Source organism: Pseudomonas sp. LFS074 (assembly GCF_047978165.1).
In the GTDB taxonomy this organism is placed as follows: domain Bacteria; phylum Pseudomonadota; class Gammaproteobacteria; order Pseudomonadales; family Pseudomonadaceae; genus Aquipseudomonas; species Aquipseudomonas putida_P.
In genome coordinates this window covers 1,169,315-1,185,323 of the sequence record NZ_JBFPFV010000002.1, presented here as the reverse complement: position 1 = coordinate 1,185,323, position 16,009 = coordinate 1,169,315, and the positions used below count along the sequence as shown (strand labels likewise).

The window sequence follows — 16,009 nt, the reverse complement described above, 5'->3', positions numbered from 1 at the left end:
AAGAAGCCACAAGTGGCATGAGAAAGGTATAAGCAAAAGTGTCGGCGGTCAATTGCGATTATCGGCCGTTTGTTCGATAATCGCACGAACCGGCGTTTTTTTTGAGGTGTGCGATGAGTGACGAAACCCTGGGCAACGATTCCGGCAATCCGGAGGCAGCACGACCTGCTTCGGCTGCCATGGCGCCGCCGATCGTGGCCTCCCCGGCCAAGCGCATCCAGGCCTTTACCGGCGATCCGGACTTCATGACCTCCCTGGCGCGTGGCCTGGCCGTGATCCAGGCGTTCCAGGAGCGCAAACGCCACCTGACCATCGCCCAGATCAGCCACCGCACCGAAATCCCCCGCGCAGCGGTGCGCCGTTGCCTGCACACGTTGATCAAGCTCGGTTACGCCACCACAGACGGGCGTACCTATTCGCTGCTGCCCAAAGTGCTTACCCTGGGGCATGCGTACCTGTCGTCGACGCCGCTGGCGATTTCTGCCCAACCCTACCTGGACCGCATCAGCGATCAGTTGCATGAGGCGGCCAACATGGCCACCCTCGAAGGTGACGACATCCTTTATATAGCGCGTTCGGCCACGGTGGAGCGGCTGATTTCGGTCGACCTGTCGGTGGGCGGTCGCTTGCCGGCGTATTGCACGTCGATGGGGCGCATTCTGCTGGCGGCCATGGACGACACCAGCCTGCGTGAGTACCTGGACCGTGCCGACCTGAAGGCGCGCACCAGTCGGACGCTGAATGACCCAGAGTCATTGTTTGCCTGCATCCAGCAGGTACGCGCCCAAGGGTGGTGCGTGGTGGACCAGGAGCTGGAGCAGGGGTTGCGCTCGATTGCAGTGCCGGTTTACGACGCTTCGGGGCAAGTGTTGGCGGCATTGAACGTGAGCACCCATGTTGGCCGGGTGACGCGCAGCGAGCTGGAGCAGCGGTTCTTGCCGATTCTGCTGGCGGCCAGCCGCGACCTTTGCCATCAGTTGTTCGGGTGAGGCCGCAGGGGCCGCAAAGCGGCCCCAAAATAGAACAGGCAAAACCGTTTCTTGTGCGATAAACGCACAGTGTCGTTCAGGGTGAATTGCTTCACCTACGCCCGCTGATTAATGTTTCTCGCAGCGGTCGGCTTGCCGACCGAACAAGAAAAACATAAGAGGCACTTACCCATGAATACTGTCACCTCGCTGCTGCGGCCGCACCCGCACGCAGTACCGTTGTATCCAGGCTGACGCAGACCCTATTTCCAATCATCGCCCTCTTGCACCGGTTATTCGCGTGCAGTGGCCTTGCTGTGCCCCACATTCTGGATAACAACAATGAACCAAGCACAAACCAACGTCGGCAAAAGCCTCGACGTTCAGTCGTTCATCAATCAGCAGCCGCTGTCCCGCTATCAGTGGCGGGTCGTGCTGTTGTGCTTCCTGATCGTTTTTCTCGATGGCCTGGACACCGCCGCCATGGGTTTCATTGCCCCGGCCCTGTCGCAGGAGTGGGGGATCGATCGCGCCAGCCTCGGCCCGGTGATGAGTGCCGCATTGATCGGGATGGTGTTCGGCGCCTTGGGCTCCGGGCCGCTGGCTGACCGTTTCGGCCGCAAAGGCGTGCTGGTGGGTGCTGTGCTGGTGTTCGGTGGCTTCAGCCTGGCCTCGGCCTATGCCACCAACGTCGACCAACTGCTGGTGTTGCGCTTCCTGACAGGGCTGGGCCTGGGGGCAGGTATGCCCAATGCCACCACGTTGCTGTCCGAATACACCCCTGAACGCCTCAAGTCGTTGCTGGTGACCAGCATGTTCTGCGGTTTCAACCTGGGCATGGCGGGTGGTGGCTTCATCTCCGCCAAGCTGATCCCGGCCTACGGCTGGCACAGCCTGCTGGTGATCGGTGGCGTGTTGCCGTTGCTGCTGGCACTGGTGTTGATGCTCTGGCTGCCGGAGTCGGCGCGGTTCCTGGTAGTACGCAACCGAGGCACCGACAAGGTGCGCAAGACTTTGTCGCCGATTGCGCCGCACGTAGTGGCCGAGGCCGGCAGCTTCAGCGTGCCGGAACAAAAGGCGGTGGCTGCACGCAACGTGTTTGCGGTGATCTTCTCTGGCACCTATGGGCTGGGCACCGTGCTGCTGTGGCTGACCTATTTCATGGGCCTGGTGATCGTCTACCTGCTGACCAGTTGGCTACCCACCCTGATGCGTGACAGCGGCGCGAGCATGGAACAGGCCGCGTTCATCGGCGCGCTGTTCCAGTTCGGTGGCGTGCTCAGTGCAGTTGGCGTGGGTTGGGCCATGGACCGTTTCAACCCACACAAGGTGATCGGCATTTTCTACCTGCTGGCCGGGGTGTTCGCCTACGCCGTGGGGCAGAGCCTGGGCAACATCACCTTGCTGGCCACGCTGGTGCTGATCGCCGGCATGTGCGTGAACGGTGCACAGTCGGCGATGCCATCTTTGGCGGCACGCTTCTACCCCACCCAGGGCCGGGCCACCGGTGTATCGTGGATGCTGGGTATCGGCCGCTTTGGCGCCATTCTGGGGGCCTGGAGCGGCGCGACGCTGCTGGGCCTGGGCTGGAACTTCGAGCAAGTGCTGACCGCACTGTTGGTGCCGGCGGCGCTGGCGGCCGTGGGTGTGATCGTGAAGGGCCTGGTGAGTCACGCGGACGCGACGTGATAAGCGGTGGGCCGCTATGCGGCCCATTCGCAGCAACGGCTCGATGCTTAGGCAAGCAACAAATGGTTCGATAATCGCACATATAGTCGATTATCGAATTGAAAGCTACCTGCCAGTCTCCTTAATCTGGGGCCACCGAAGCACCCTGACCAGGAGCCTCCAAATGCCACGTGCAGACCATTACCGAACCCACCCAAGTCGAGCTGTCCACCCTGTGTGACCTCGAAGCCCGTACCGCCGCAGCCCATGGCCAAGTGGCAGGAGAAAGCCTGATGCACGACGTATTCATCTGTGACGCCATCCGCACCCCGATCGGCCGCTTCGGCGGCGCCCTGGCCAGCGTGCGGGCCGATGACCTGGCCGCCGTGCCGCTGAAGGCGCTGATCGAGCGCAACCCCGGCGTGCAGTGGGACCAGGTGGACGAGGTGTTCTTCGGCTGCGCCAACCAGGCCGGTGAAGACAACCGCAACGTGGCACGCATGGCGCTGCTGCTGGCCGGCCTGCCGGACAGCATCCCCGGCGTCACCCTGAACCGCCTGTGCGCATCGGGCATGGATGCCATCGGCACCGCCTTCCGCGCCATTGCCAGTGGCGAAATGGAGCTGGTGATTGCCGGTGGTGTCGAGTCGATGTCGCGCGCCCCGTTCGTCATGGGCAAAGCCGAAAGCGGTTATTCGCGCAACATGAAGCTGGAAGACACCACCATCGGCTGGCGCTTCATCAACCCACTGATGAAGCACCAGTACGGCGTGGATTCCATGCCGGAGACCGCCGACAACGTGGCCGACGACTATCAGGTTTCGCGTGCTGACCAGGACGCTTTCGCCCTGCGCAGCCAGCAGAAAGCTGCAGCCGCCCAAGCGGCGGGCTACTTCGCCGAAGAGATCGTGCCGGTGCGCATTGCGCACAAGAAGGGCGAAACCATCGTTGAGCGTGACGAGCACCTGCGCCCGGAAACCACGCTGGAAGCGCTGACCAAGCTCAAGCCGGTCAATGGCCCTGACAAGACGGTCACCGCTGGCAACGCCTCGGGTGTGAACGATGGTGCGGCGGCGCTGATCCTGGCGTCGGCCGCAGCGGTGCAGAAACACGGCCTGACCCCACGTGCCCGCGTGTTGGGCATGGCCAGTGGCGGCGTTGCGCCACGTGTCATGGGCATTGGCCCGGTGCCGGCGGTGCGCAAGTTGACCGAGCGCCTGGGTGTGGCGGTCAGTGATTTCGATGTGATCGAGCTTAACGAAGCGTTTGCCAGCCAAGGCCTGGCGGTGTTGCGTGAGCTGGGTGTGGCCGACGACGCGCCGCAGGTGAACCCTAACGGCGGCGCGATCGCCCTGGGTCACCCGCTGGGCATGAGCGGTGCGCGCCTGGTGCTGACTGCACTGCATCAGTTGGAGAGGAGTGGTGGGCGCAAGGGCCTGGCAACCATGTGTGTGGGTGTCGGTCAGGGCCTGGCACTGGCCATCGAGCGGGTTTGACCTGTACCGGCCTCTTCGCGGGCAAGCCCGCTCCCACAGGTGGAACCACGCCTCCTACTGTGGGAGCGGGCTTGCCCGCGAAGAGGCCGGACCTGTTAGACACAAGGCCAATTGCCAGCCTGATAGCGGAACGAGTGTGTTACCAGGTATGTCTAGACTTACCTAGGACCCTCCAGGAGTAAAACCGTCATGACCTCAACCTATTACACCGGCGAAGAACGCAGCAAGCGCATCTTCGCCATTGTCGGTGCCTCATCAGGCAACCTGGTGGAATGGTTCGACTTCTACGTCTACGCCTTTTGCGCGATCTACTTCGCCCCGGCCTTCTTCCCCTCCGATGACCCTACCGTGCAGCTGTTGAACACGGCAGGCGTGTTCGCTGCAGGCTTTTTGATGCGCCCCATCGGTGGCTGGATCTTCGGCCGTCTCGCTGACCGCCACGGTCGCAAGAATTCCTTGATGATCTCGGTGCTGATGATGTGTTTCGGCTCCTTGATGATCGCTTGCCTGCCTACCTATGCCAGCATCGGCACCTGGGCCCCGGCGCTGCTGTTGCTGGCCCGCCTGATCCAGGGCCTGTCGGTGGGTGGCGAATACGGCACCACCGCCACCTACATGAGTGAAGTGGCCCTGCGCGGCCAGCGCGGTTTCTTTGCTTCGTTCCAGTACGTCACCCTGATTGGCGGCCAGTTGCTGGCGGTGCTGGTGGTGGTGATCCTGCAACAACTGCTGACTGAAGATGAACTGCGGGCCTGGGGCTGGCGCATCCCATTCGTGGTGGGCGCCATCGCCGCGCTGATCTCGCTGATGCTGCGCCGCTCGCTGCACGAGACCAGCAGCGCCGAAACCCGTAATGACAAGGATGCAGGTTCGATTGGTGGCCTGTTCCGCAACCACGCAGCGGCGTTCATCACGGTGCTGGGTTACACCGCTGGCGGCTCGTTGATCTTCTACACCTTCACCACCTACATGCAGAAGTACCTGGTCAACACTGCAGGCATGACGGCGAAAAACGCCAGCTACGTGATGACCGGTGCGCTGTTCCTGTTCATGGTGCTGCAGCCGTTCTTCGGCATGTTGTCGGACCGCATCGGTCGGCGCAACTCGATGCTGCTGTTCGGCGCTTTGGGTACCCTGTTCACCGTGCCATTGCTGATGGCGCTGAAAACCGTGACCAGCCCGTTCATGGCCTTCGTTCTGATCAGCCTGGCCTTGTGTATCGTCAGTTTCTACACCTCCATCAGCGGCCTGGTGAAGGCCGAGATGTTCCCGCCGCAAGTACGCGCGCTGGGTGTGGGCCTGGCCTATGCGGTGGCCAACGCGGCATTCGGCGGTTCGGCCGAGTACGTGGCCTTGGGCCTGAAAACCCTGGGCATGGAAAACACCTTCTACTGGTACGTGACGGCGATGATGGCGATTGCCTTCCTGTTCAGCCTGCGCCTGCCGAAGCAGGCGGCGTACCTGCACCATGATGATTAAGGACGCTGCATGAGCAACCAACTGTTCGACGCCTACTTCACCGCGCCGGCCATGCGCGAGGTTTTTTCCGACCGTGGCCGGCTGCAGGGCATGCTCGATTTCGAAGCCGCGCTGGCCCATGCCGAGGCCGCTGCCGGGCTGGTCCCGCACAGCGCTGTGGCGGCCATCGAGGCAGCGTGCCAGGCCGAGCGCTATGACGTTGGCGCGCTGGCCAATGCCATCGCCACCGCTGGTAACTCGGCGATCCCGCTGGTGAAGGCGTTGGGCAAGGTGATTGCCACGGGCGTGCCTGAAGCCGAGCGCTATGTGCACCTGGGGGCTACCAGCCAGGACGCGATGGACACCGGTCTTGTGTTGCAGTTGCGCGATGCCCTCGATTTGATCGAAGCCGACCTTGGCAAACTGGCCGACACCCTGTCGCAGCAGGCCTTGAAGCATGCCGATACGCCATTGGTGGGCCGCACCTGGCTGCAGCACGCCACCCCTGTGACCCTGGGCATGAAACTGGCCGGTGTGTTGGGCGCCTTGACCCGCCACCGTCAGCGCCTGCGGGAACTTCGTCCGCGCCTGCTGGTGCTGCAGTTCGGCGGTGCCTCGGGCAGCCTGGCGGCACTGGGCAGCAAGGCGATGCCGGTGGCTGAAGCGCTGGCCGAGCAACTCAAGCTGACCCTGCCCGAGCAACCCTGGCACACCCAGCGCGACCGCCTGGTGGAATTTGCCTCGGTACTGGGCCTGGTTGCCGGCAGCCTGGGCAAGTTCGGCCGCGATATCAGCCTGCTGATGCAAACCGAGGCGGGGGAGGTGTTCGAACCTTCCGCACCAGGCAAGGGCGGTTCTTCGACCATGCCGCACAAGCGCAACCCGGTCGGTGCCGCGGTGTTGATCGGTGCTGCCACTCGCGTGCCGGGCCTGCTGTCGACGCTGTTCGCCGCCATGCCCCAGGAGCACGAGCGCAGCCTCGGCCTGTGGCACGCCGAATGGGAAACCCTGCCGGATATCTGCTGCCTGGTCTCTGGCGCCCTGCGCCAGGCCCAGGTGATTGCCGAGGGCATGGAGGTGGATGCCGTGCGCATGCGCCACAACCTCGATCTGACCCAAGGCCTGGTGCTGGCCGAAGCGGTGAGCATCGTCCTCGCCCAACGCCTGGGCCGTGACCGTGCTCACCACCTGTTGGAACAATGCTGCCAGCGCGCGGTGGCTGAACAGCGCCACCTGCGTGCTGTGCTGGGTGACGAGCCGCAGGTCAGCGCCGAGCTGTCTGGCGAAGAACTCGATCGCCTGCTCGACCCTGCCCATTACCTGGGCCAGGCCCGCGTCTGGGTGGCGCGCGCCGTATCCGAACATCAACATTTCACTGCCTGAAGGAGACTGCTGTGGCGCATTTGCAACTGGCCGATGGCGTTTTGAACTACCACATCGATGGCCCGGACAACGCCCCGGTGCTGGTATTGTCCAACTCGCTGGGTACCGACCTGGGCATGTGGGACACCCAGATTCCGCTGTGGAGCCAGCACTTCCGTGTGCTGCGCTACGACACCCGTGGCCATGGCGCATCGCTGGTCACCGAAGGCCCTTACAGCATCGAACAGCTGGGCCTTGACGTGCTGGCCCTGCTCGATGGCCTGGACATCCAGAAAGCGCACTTTGTCGGCCTGTCGATGGGGGGGCTGATCGGCCAGTGGCTGGGCATCAACGCCGGCGAGCGCCTGCACAGCCTGATCCTGTGCAACACCGCCGCCAAGATCGCCAATGACGAGGTGTGGAACACCCGTATCGACACCGTGCTCAAAGGTGGCCAGCAGGCCATGGTCGATCTGCGCGATGGTTCCATCGCCCGTTGGTTCACCCCAGGCTTTGCCCAGGCCCAGCCAGAGCAAGCCCAGCGCATTTGCCAGATGCTGGCGCAAACCAGCCCGCAGGGCTATGCCGGTAACTGCGCAGCAGTGCGTGACGCCGATTACCGTGAGCAACTGGGCCGCATCCAGGTGCCTGCACTGATCGTTGCCGGCACCGAAGACGTGGTCACCACCCCTGAACATGGCCGCTTCATGCAGGCCGGTATCCAAGGTGCCGAGTACGTCGACTTCCCGGCAGCGCACCTGTCCAACGTCGAAATTGGCGAGGCGTTCAGCCGCCGCGTGCTCGACTTCCTGCTGGCTCACTGAGGGCAACGCCATGGATGAAAAACAGCGTTACGACGCCGGCATGCAAGTGCGCCGTGCGGTGCTTGGCGATGCCCATGTGGACCGCAGCCTGGAGAAGCTCAACGACTTCAACGGCGAATTCCAGGAAATGATCACCCGCCACGCCTGGGGTGATATCTGGACCCGCCCAGGCCTGCCGCGCCATACCCGTAGCCTGATCACCATCGCCATGCTGATCGGCATGAACCGCAACGACGAGCTGAAGCTGCACCTGCGGGCGGCGGCCAACAACGGCGTGACCCGCGACGAGATCAAGGAAGTGCTGATGCAGAGCGCGATTTACTGCGGCATTCCGGCAGCCAATGCCACCTTCCACATGGCTGAGTCGGTGTGGGACGAGCTGGGTGTAGAGTCGCGTAGCTGAGTGCTACGCGGTCGCTCCTACACAGACCGCATCACAACAGGGCCTGCGTTGTTTTCTACGGCCTGTTTCAGGGCCGGGCACAGGCCCAGCATGAACGCGGCTTCTGCCACCACGAACAGCGGCCCGATGATCAAGCCGCTGACATCGTCGACGAAGGCCGGTTTGCGGCCTTCATAGTAGTGGCCGACGAACTGGATGATCCAACCCACCACGAATGCCCCTAGCCCGGCGCTGAGCCACAGTGCAGTCGTTTGCACTGCCAGCACCTGGCCGACCCACAGACATAGCCCCAGCAATGCACCCATCACCAGGCCGAAGCGCAGGTCCAGGCGCAGGTAGAACCATACCGATGCCGCCGCTGCCAGCAGGGCAGGGGAAAGCCACATGCCGGCAAATTCCCAGCCTGGGCGTGAAAGCAGGATGGTGACCGCCAGCACGATCATAGGGATACCGATGAAGTGAGTGATGATGTTGCGTGGGTCGCGGTGGTAGCTGGCGTACTGGCTCAGGTGGTCGACGAGGGTTTTCATTGTTATGCCTCCCTGGTTTGCCTGATCGGGGTGTATTGCCTGTACCCGCGAAGAGGCCGGTACAGGCAACCGATATAGCTCAGGATAGCCTGCGGCTACCACCATCATCAGCTCAGCGAATGGCAGCAGCCCGTACAGGCGTATCCAGCCCCACCAGTGTCTCGATCATCGCCCGCGCCGCTGGCGACAGACGGTAGCCACTGCGGCTGACCACGCCACAGCGAACGCTCAACACTTCCAGCGCCGGCGGCAGGTTGCGCCAGTGCAGGCGCACCAGGCTTCCGTTGGCCAGGTCATCGGCCACGGCCTCTTCACTGGCAGTGCCGATAGCATCGCTGGCCTGCACCACGCTGCGCAGTATGGCCAGGTGCTCGGTTTGCAGGTGCGGCGTGAAGTCGCTTCGCCCACTGAGGTTGGCCAGGCGTTTGCGTACACCGGGGTCAAGCAAAGCGCTGGCCAGCGGGTAGCTGAACAGGTCGTTGGTCGACAGGCTGTCCTTGGCCAGCAACGGGTGGCCAGGGCGGCAGAAGAAAAGGCCGGGGCGGGGTGACAAGGCTTCGGTGTGGAAGTTGGGGTCGGCTTCGAACGGGCGGATATCGTCGACGAAAAACTCGATCTGTTCACGGCGCAGGGCCTGACCCAGACGTTCGGTATTGTCCACCAGCAGCGAGGTGCGGATGCCTGGGTGGCGTTCGATGAAGTGGCGCAAGGCATCGGGCACCAGGCGCACGGCCAGCGCCGGGCCACTGCCGAAGTGCAGTTCGCCGGCGTCGAGCTTGGTCATTTGCAGCACTTCGTTGCTCAACTGCGCAGCCCCCTGTACCAGGCGCCGGGCATGTTGCAGCACCACAAGGCCTTCTGGGGTGGGCGGCAGGGCTTTGCTGGCGCGGTCGACCAGTGGGCAGCCGAACGTGTGTTCCAGGCCCTGGATGGCGCGGCTGAAGGCGGGTTGGGTGATGCCCATGGCCTCGGCGGCCCGAACGAAACTGCGGTATTCGGTGAGGGCAATGAAGTAGCGCAGCTGGCGGAGGTCCATGTCACGGCTCTGGGGCGGGGATCAGGGCTCTATTCAAGCGGTTACAGCTTATATCGTCAAAGAAGCTTTAAGGATTTGTTTATTTCTTTTGGTTATTTTGTTGTATCTCCGGCCTCTTCGCGAGTTCCTCGCGAAGAGGCCAGCAGATTCAAAGCAGATTCAGCGGGTAACTCACGATCAGGCGGTTCTCATCGAACGCATTGGTGCTGAAGTCCCGGCGCATGGTGGAGTTGCGCCATTTCACCGACAGGTCCTTGAAGCTGCCCGACTGCACCACATAGGCCAGCTCGGTTTCCCGTGCCCATTCCTTGCCATCGTCCACGTTGCCAACGGTCACGTTGTCACCCTTGATGTAGCGGTTCATCAGGGTCAGGCCGGGTACGCCGACGGTGGCGAAGTTGAAGTCATGGCGAACCTGCCAGGAGCGCTCCTTGGCATTGTCGAAGCTCGAGTTGTAGCTGTCGTTGGCCAGGGTGCCGCCACTGGTGCCATTGACCCGCATCCAGGCATCGTCGCCGCTCACCTTCTGCAGCCCGACATAGAAGGTATGGCCTTGGTAGCGTGCCGAAAGCAGGGCGGAAGCGGTGCGGTTGTCCAGCTTGCCGGCACGTTCGCCGCCGTCTTCCTTGCCGATGAAGTAGCCGAGGTTGGCGCCCAGGGTCCAGTCGCCCAGCGGCTGGCTGTGCGTCAGGTTGAGGTACTGCTGGCGGTAGATGTCCTTGAGCTGGGCGTCCCACAGGCCAATCATGGTGCGCTTGTCGTTGAAGGTGTACTCACCGCCGCCGAAGTTGAATCGGTCGGAGGTGAACGCGGCTTTGCCGTTCAGCGACATGTCTTCCATGCTGGCGTCATTGCGCGGGCTGTTGCCGCGGAACTGGCCGGCGTACAGGGTCAGGCCGGCGATTTCCTTGGAGGTCAGCTGGCCACCGCGGAAGGTTTGCGGCAGCGAACGGCCATCGTCCGAGCGCAGGATCGGTAGTACCGGCATCCATTCACCGACTTTCAGTTCGGTTTCGGACAGCTTGGCTTTCAGTGCTACACCCAACCGGCCAAAGTCATCGGCAGGGCGGCCGTCGTCATGCACGGGCAGCAGGTGAGTGTTGGTGGTGCCTTTGCCACCGTCGAGCTTGACCGAATACAGGCCCAGGACGTCCACGCCGAAACCGACGGTGCCCTGGGTAAACCCGGAACGGGCGTCGAGGATAAAGCTTTGCGTCCATTCCTCGGCCTTGCCCTGCGGATGGGCCGGGTCGACGAAGTTGCGGTTGATGTAGAAGTTGCGCAGGTTGAGGGTGGCCTTGGCGTCCTCCATGAATCCACCTTCGTTGGCGGCGAACACGGGGAGGGCGCAGGACATGGCTAACAAGCCGGGCAGCAGCTGGCGTGCGGGTTGCAAAGTGCTCATCTGTCGTGGATCTCTTGTTTTTATGGGGCGAGCCGGTGCACTGCTGGATCGAGCCGGCAGGTGCGGGTCTTTAGTGATGAACTTGGGCAACGTTGCGTGGGGGGATGGTGCGGGGTTGGGCGGGGGTGAGGCAATTCGCCGCAAACGGAACGGGGCGATAATCGAACGGAATGTTCCGGTTGGTTAATTCTTTCTGTACCGACGAATAAAAAGCCCACCGTGAAGGTGGGCTTGACGTTGCTGCGAACTCAATCAGCCTTTCGGTGCATCCACCGACGCCTGCTGGTTGGCCTGCCCGGTCTGCTCGTACCAGCCACCGCCGAGCGCCTTGTACAGGTTGACCTCGCTGGTCAGCTGCGAAAGACGGTCGCCGATCAGTGCCTGTTGGGCGCTGAACAGGTTGCGCTGGGCGTCGAGGAAGGTCAGGTTGCTGTCGATCCCGATGCGATAACGGCGTTCGGCCAGGCGGTAGTAATCCTGGTTCGCCTGCACCAGGTCGCGCTGGGCCTGCAGCTGCTCTTCGAAGGTCTTGCGCGCCGCCAGGCCATCGGAGACTTCCTGGAAGGCGGTCTGGATGGTTTTTTCGTACTTGGCGACGTTGATGTCCTTCTGGATCTTCGAATAATCCAGGCTGGCCTTCAGGCTGCCGGCGTTGAAGATCGGCAGGTTGATCTGCGGCTGGAACAGCCAGGTGCCCTGGCCACCTGCGAACAGGTGGCCCATGTCGGGGCTCAGGCTGCCCGCGTTGGCGGTCAGGCTGATGCTCGGGAAGAACGCTGCGCGGGCCGCGCCAATGTTGGCATTGGCGGCCTTGAGCAGGTGCTCGGCTTCCTGGATGTCCGGGCGGCGCTGGAGGATATCCGACGGCAGGCCGGCCGGCACTTCGGCCAACTGGTCGGCATTGAGCTCCAGCGGCTTGGCCAGGTCGGCTGGAATGCCGGTGCCCAGCAGCACGGTCAGGCTGTTGACGTCCTGGGCGACCAGGCGCTGATACTGCGAGTACTTGACCCGGGCGCCTTCCACGGCGGTGCGTGCCTGGCTGACGTCGAGTGCAGAAGCGACGCCGACTTCATTGCTGCGACGGGTGAGGTTGTAGCTTTCCTCGTAGGTCTTCAGCGTTTCTTCGGTCAGCTTGAACAGGGCCTGGTCGGCCTGCCAGGTGTAGTAGGCATTGGCCACGCTGGCCACCAGGGCGATTTGCGTGGAACGACGCGCCTGCTCGCTGGACAGATAGGTTTCCAAGGCTTGCTCGGTCAGGCTGCGCACGCGGCCGAACAGGTCCAGCTCGTAGGCGCTGACACCCAGGGTTGCCGAATACTGGCTGGTGATGCCAGATTCACCGGTTTGCGACATGTTCGCCGGGACGCGCTGGCGGCTGCCGCTGCCGGTGGCCGAAACCGCCGGGAACAGGTCGGCACGCTGAATGCGGTACTGCGCGCGGTAGGCGTCCAGGTTCAGCGCCGCGACGCGCAGGTCGCGGTTGTTCACCAGCGAGGTCTGGATCAGCTGTTGCAGCGCCGGATCGTGGAAGAACTGGCGCCAGCCCTGTTCGGCGGCGGCAACATCCGCCGATTGCGTTGGCGAGTACGCAGGGCCTTGCGGCCACTGCGCAGCCACCGGCGCTTCCGGGGTCTGGTAGTCAGGGATCAGCGAGCAGCCGCCAAGAATGAAAGCGGTTACCGCCAGGGACAACAAAGACTTGGTCATTGCCCAGCCTCATAACGTGGAGTTTCAGGGGTGACGTCTTTTTCCGGCTCTTTGCTGCCGAACAGCGACGACACTGCGACGAAGAACAGCGGTACCCAGAAGATAGCCAGTACGGTCGCACTGATCATGCCGCCGATCACACCCGTACCGATGGCGTGCTGGCTGCCGGCGCCGGCGCCGCTGGCGATGGTCAACGGTACCACGCCAAGGATGAACGCCAGCGAGGTCATGATGATCGGGCGCAGACGCATGCGGCACGCCTCGATCGCCGCGTCGTACAGGCTGCGGCCTTGCTCGTGCAGTTCCTTGGCGAACTCGACGATCAGAATGGCGTTTTTCGCCGCCAGGCCGATGGTGGTCAACAGGCCGACCAGGAAGTACACGTCGTTGGACAAGCCGCGCAGACTGGTGGCGATCAGTGCACCGATGATACCCAGCGGTACTACCAGTACCACGGCGATCGGGATCGACCAGCTTTCGTACAGGGCTGCCAGGCACAGGAACACGAACAGTACCGAGAGGGCGAACAGCGCCGGCATCTGCGAACCGGAGAGCTTTTCCTCGTAGGACATGCCGGTCCAGGAGAAGCCTACACCGCTTGGCAGTTCGCCAGCGATACGCTCGACCTCGGCCATGGCTTCACCGGTACTGTAGCCCGGCGCCGGCGCACCGAGGATTTCCATCGCCTCGACGCCGTTGTAACGCGACAGTTTCGGCGAGCCGTAGGTCCATTCGCCTTTGGCGAAGGAGGAGAACGGCACCATCTCGCCTTTGCCGTTGCGCACGTACCACTTCTGCAGGTCTTCAGGGCTCATTCGGGCGTTGGGTTCGCCCTGGATGTACACCTTCTTGACTCGGCCACGGTCGATGAAGTCGTTGACGTAGCTGGCACCCAGGGCAATCGACAGGGTGTTGTTGATGTCGGCAATGGTCACGCCCAGGGCGCTGGCACGCTCGTCATCGATGGTCAACTGATACTGCGGTTCATCGTTCAGGCCGTTAGGGCGCACAGCGCTGAGGATCTTGCTCTGCGCGGCCTTGGCCAGGAACTGGTTGCGCGCTTCCATCAACTTCTCGTGGCCGACACCACCGCGGTCCTGCAGGAACACGTCGAAACCGGTGGCGTTACCCAGTTCGAGTACCGCAGGTGGGGCGAAGGCGAACACCATTGCATCACGGAAGGTGAAGAAGTGCTGCTGGGCACGCTGGGCCAGGGCGAACACGCTGTTCTCCTTGGAACGTTCATCCCAGGGTTTGAGCATGATGAATGCCATGCCCGAACTCTGCCCGCGACCGGCAAAGTTGAAGCCGTTGACGGTGAACACGGACGCTACGGTGTCGGCTTCATCCTTCAACAGATACTCACGCATCTGGTCGACCACCACCTGGGTGCGCTCGGCACTGGAGCCTGCCGGGGTTTGCACCTGGGCGAACAGCACGCCCTGGTCTTCCTCGGGCAGGAACGCGGTTGGGATGCGAGCGAACAGCCAGATCATGCCGACCACGATCAGCGCATAGGCCAGCAGGAACGGCACCTTGTTGCGCAGGATAGTGCCCACGCTGCGCTCGTAGCCGTTCACGCTGCGGTCGAAGTTGCGGTTGAACCAACCGAAGAAGCCGCCTTTGGCAGTGTGGTGCTCGCCCTTCTTCAGCGGCTTGAGCATGGTGGCGCAAAGCGCCGGGGTGAAGATAAGCGCAACCAGCACCGACAGGCCCATGGCCGAGACGATGGTGATGGAGAACTGCCGGTAGATCACACCCGTGGAACCGCCGAAGAACGCCATCGGCAGCAGTACGGCCGACAGTACCAGGGCGATACCCACCAGGGCACCCTGGATCTGTTCCATCGAACGCTTGGTGGCTTCCTTGGGCGGCAAGCCTTCCTCGGACATCACCCGCTCGACGTTTTCCACCACGACGATGGCGTCGTCCACCAGCAAACCGATGGCCAGGACCATGGCGAACATGGTCAGGGTGTTGATGCTGAAGCCCGCGGCGGCAAGGATGCCGAAGGTACCCAGTAACACCACCGGTACGGTCATGGTGGTGATGATGGTGGCGCGGAAGTTCTGCAGGAACAGGTACATCACCAGGAACACCAGGACCACGGCTTCGATCAGGGTGTGGATCACGCCGCTGATCGATTCGGTGACCACCGGAGTGGTGTCATACGGGAATACCGCTTTCACCCCAGGCGGGAAGAACGGTTCCAGGCCTTTGATGGTCTCGCGCAGTGCCTTGGCGGTGTCCAGGGCGTTGGCGCCGGTAGCCAGTTTTACTGCCAGGCCGGAAGCCGGCTTGCCGTTGAACTGAGCGCTGACCGCGTAGTTTTCACCCCCCAGACCTACCTGGGCGACATCACCCAGACGCACCTGCGAACCGTCGTTGTTGACCTTGAGCAGGATCTTCTCGAACTGCTCGGCGGTTTGCAGGCGGGTCTTGCCGATGATGGTGGCGTTCAGCTGGGTGCCCGGCATGGCCGGCAGGCCGCCGAGCTGGCCGGAGGACACCTGCACGTTCTGCGCGGCCACGGCGGTCTTGACGTCGACCGGGGTCAGCTGGAATTTGTTCAGCTTGGCCGGATCGAGCCAGATACGCATGGCGTACTGTGCACCGAACACCTGGAAGTCACCCACACCCGCTGTACGCGAGATCGGGTCCTGCATGTTGGAGACGATGTAGTTGGCCAAGTCATCCTTGGTCATGCTGCCGTCTTCGGACACCAGGCCGATCACCAGCAGGAAGTTCTTCACAGCCTTGGTGACGCGGATACCTTGCTGCTGCACTTCTTGTGGCAGCAGTGGGGTGGCCAGGTTCAGCTTGTTCTGTACCTGAACCTGGGCGGTGTCGGGGTTGGTGCCCTGTTCGAAGGTGGCGGTAATGGTCATGCTGCCGTCGGAGTTACTTTCCGACGACACATAACGCAGGTTGTCGATACCGTTGAGCTGCTGCTCGATCACCTGCACCACGGTGTCCTGCACGGTTTGCGCCGAGGCGCCCGGGTAGGTCACGGCGATGGCGATGGCCGGCGGTGCGATGCTGGGGTACTGGTTGATCGGCAACTTCAGGATCGACAAGGCCCCGACCAGCATGATCACCAAGGCGATCACCCAGGCGAAGATCGGGCGATCGATAAAGAACTTCGACATGGT

Annotated in this window: 12 protein-coding genes; 7 read left to right on the top strand and 5 right to left on the bottom strand. The window is 62.7% G+C overall.

Going from position 1 to position 16,009, the window contains the following annotated elements:
• The first annotated feature begins 113 nt into the window (after nucleotides 1-113).
• From pcaR to pcaC, 7 genes are all read left to right on the top strand, one after another.
• Nucleotides 114-989 carry a pca regulon transcriptional regulator PcaR gene (pcaR, locus tag ACNQP3_RS23610; protein ID WP_012273989.1) on the top strand — a complete coding sequence of 292 codons (876 nt, stop codon included), beginning with the start codon at nucleotides 114-116 and terminating at the stop codon, nucleotides 987-989.
• A 321-nt stretch (nucleotides 990-1,310) separates the two neighbouring features.
• Nucleotides 1,311-2,657: an MFS transporter gene (locus tag ACNQP3_RS23605; RefSeq protein ID WP_012273988.1), complete on the top strand. Its 1,347-nt coding sequence runs from the start codon at nucleotides 1,311-1,313 to the stop codon at nucleotides 2,655-2,657.
• 269 nt (nucleotides 2,658-2,926) lie between these two features.
• Complete coding sequence (gene pcaF, locus ACNQP3_RS23600; RefSeq protein WP_264317309.1) at nucleotides 2,927-4,132, top strand: 3-oxoadipyl-CoA thiolase; 1,206 nt, start codon at nucleotides 2,927-2,929, stop codon at nucleotides 4,130-4,132.
• Between the two features lie 189 nt (nucleotides 4,133-4,321).
• Nucleotides 4,322-5,611: an MFS family transporter gene (locus ACNQP3_RS23595; RefSeq protein ID WP_012273986.1), complete on the top strand. Its 1,290-nt coding sequence runs from the start codon at nucleotides 4,322-4,324 to the stop codon at nucleotides 5,609-5,611.
• A gap of 9 nt (nucleotides 5,612-5,620) precedes the next feature.
• Nucleotides 5,621-6,973, top strand: coding sequence for a 3-carboxy-cis,cis-muconate cycloisomerase (locus tag ACNQP3_RS23590; protein WP_060494381.1), 1,353 nt, complete (start codon nucleotides 5,621-5,623; stop codon nucleotides 6,971-6,973).
• Between the two features lie 11 nt (nucleotides 6,974-6,984).
• Nucleotides 6,985-7,776 carry a 3-oxoadipate enol-lactonase gene (pcaD, locus tag ACNQP3_RS23585; protein ID WP_060514021.1) on the top strand — a complete coding sequence of 264 codons (792 nt, stop codon included), beginning with the start codon at nucleotides 6,985-6,987 and terminating at the stop codon, nucleotides 7,774-7,776.
• A gap of 10 nt (nucleotides 7,777-7,786) precedes the next feature.
• A complete protein-coding gene (pcaC, locus tag ACNQP3_RS23580) occupies nucleotides 7,787-8,179 on the top strand; it encodes a 4-carboxymuconolactone decarboxylase (RefSeq protein ID WP_012273983.1) in 393 nt (130 codons plus the stop codon).
• Between the two features lie 17 nt (nucleotides 8,180-8,196).
• Here the strand turns inward: pcaC and ACNQP3_RS23575 are convergent, their stop codons facing one another.
• From ACNQP3_RS23575 to ttgB, 5 genes are all read right to left on the bottom strand, one after another.
• Nucleotides 8,197-8,709 (bottom strand): DUF962 domain-containing protein, encoded by a 513-nt coding sequence (locus tag ACNQP3_RS23575; protein WP_012273982.1) that lies wholly within the window; start codon nucleotides 8,707-8,709, stop codon nucleotides 8,197-8,199.
• Nucleotides 8,710-8,821: 112 nt separating this feature from the next.
• Entirely contained in the window at nucleotides 8,822-9,745 is a 924-nt protein-coding gene (locus tag ACNQP3_RS23570; protein ID WP_060514022.1) for a LysR family transcriptional regulator, read from the bottom strand.
• A gap of 148 nt (nucleotides 9,746-9,893) precedes the next feature.
• The gene (locus ACNQP3_RS23565; RefSeq protein ID WP_012273980.1) at nucleotides 9,894-11,150 is read right to left on the bottom strand and encodes an OprD family porin; all 1,257 of its coding nucleotides are present in this window, start codon (nucleotides 11,148-11,150) and stop codon (nucleotides 9,894-9,896) included.
• A gap of 252 nt (nucleotides 11,151-11,402) precedes the next feature.
• On the bottom strand, nucleotides 11,403-12,857 hold the full coding sequence (locus tag ACNQP3_RS23560) for an AdeC/AdeK/OprM family multidrug efflux complex outer membrane factor (protein ID WP_012273979.1): 1,455 nt from the start codon (nucleotides 12,855-12,857) through the stop codon (nucleotides 11,403-11,405).
• Nucleotides 12,854-16,006 carry a multidrug efflux RND transporter permease subunit TtgB gene (gene ttgB / locus ACNQP3_RS23555; protein WP_012273978.1) on the bottom strand — a complete coding sequence of 1,051 codons (3,153 nt, stop codon included), beginning with the start codon at nucleotides 16,004-16,006 and terminating at the stop codon, nucleotides 12,854-12,856. The genes ACNQP3_RS23560 and ttgB overlap by 4 nt, the downstream gene beginning before the upstream one ends.
• Nucleotides 16,007-16,009: the final 3 nt, after the last annotated feature.

Excerpts from the sequence above, each read along its gene's own strand:
- pcaC (WP_012273983.1), top strand. The coding sequence starts at position 7,787 with ATGGATGAAAAACAGCGTTACGACGCCGGCATGCAAGTGCGCCGTGCG.
- ACNQP3_RS23565 (WP_012273980.1), bottom strand. The coding sequence starts at position 11,150 with ATGAGCACTTTGCAACCCGCACGCCAGCTGCTGCCCGGCTTGTTAGCC.
- ACNQP3_RS23605 (WP_012273988.1), top strand. The coding sequence starts at position 1,311 with ATGAACCAAGCACAAACCAACGTCGGCAAAAGCCTCGACGTTCAGTCG.
- ACNQP3_RS23595 (WP_012273986.1), top strand. The coding sequence starts at position 4,322 with ATGACCTCAACCTATTACACCGGCGAAGAACGCAGCAAGCGCATCTTC.
- ACNQP3_RS23575 (WP_012273982.1), bottom strand. The coding sequence starts at position 8,709 with ATGAAAACCCTCGTCGACCACCTGAGCCAGTACGCCAGCTACCACCGC.
- ttgB (WP_012273978.1), bottom strand. The coding sequence starts at position 16,006 with ATGTCGAAGTTCTTTATCGATCGCCCGATCTTCGCCTGGGTGATCGCC.
- ACNQP3_RS23560 (WP_012273979.1), bottom strand. The coding sequence starts at position 12,857 with ATGACCAAGTCTTTGTTGTCCCTGGCGGTAACCGCTTTCATTCTTGGC.
- pcaR (WP_012273989.1), top strand. The coding sequence starts at position 114 with ATGAGTGACGAAACCCTGGGCAACGATTCCGGCAATCCGGAGGCAGCA.
- ACNQP3_RS23570 (WP_060514022.1), bottom strand. The coding sequence starts at position 9,745 with ATGGACCTCCGCCAGCTGCGCTACTTCATTGCCCTCACCGAATACCGC.
- ACNQP3_RS23590 (WP_060494381.1), top strand. The coding sequence starts at position 5,621 with ATGAGCAACCAACTGTTCGACGCCTACTTCACCGCGCCGGCCATGCGC.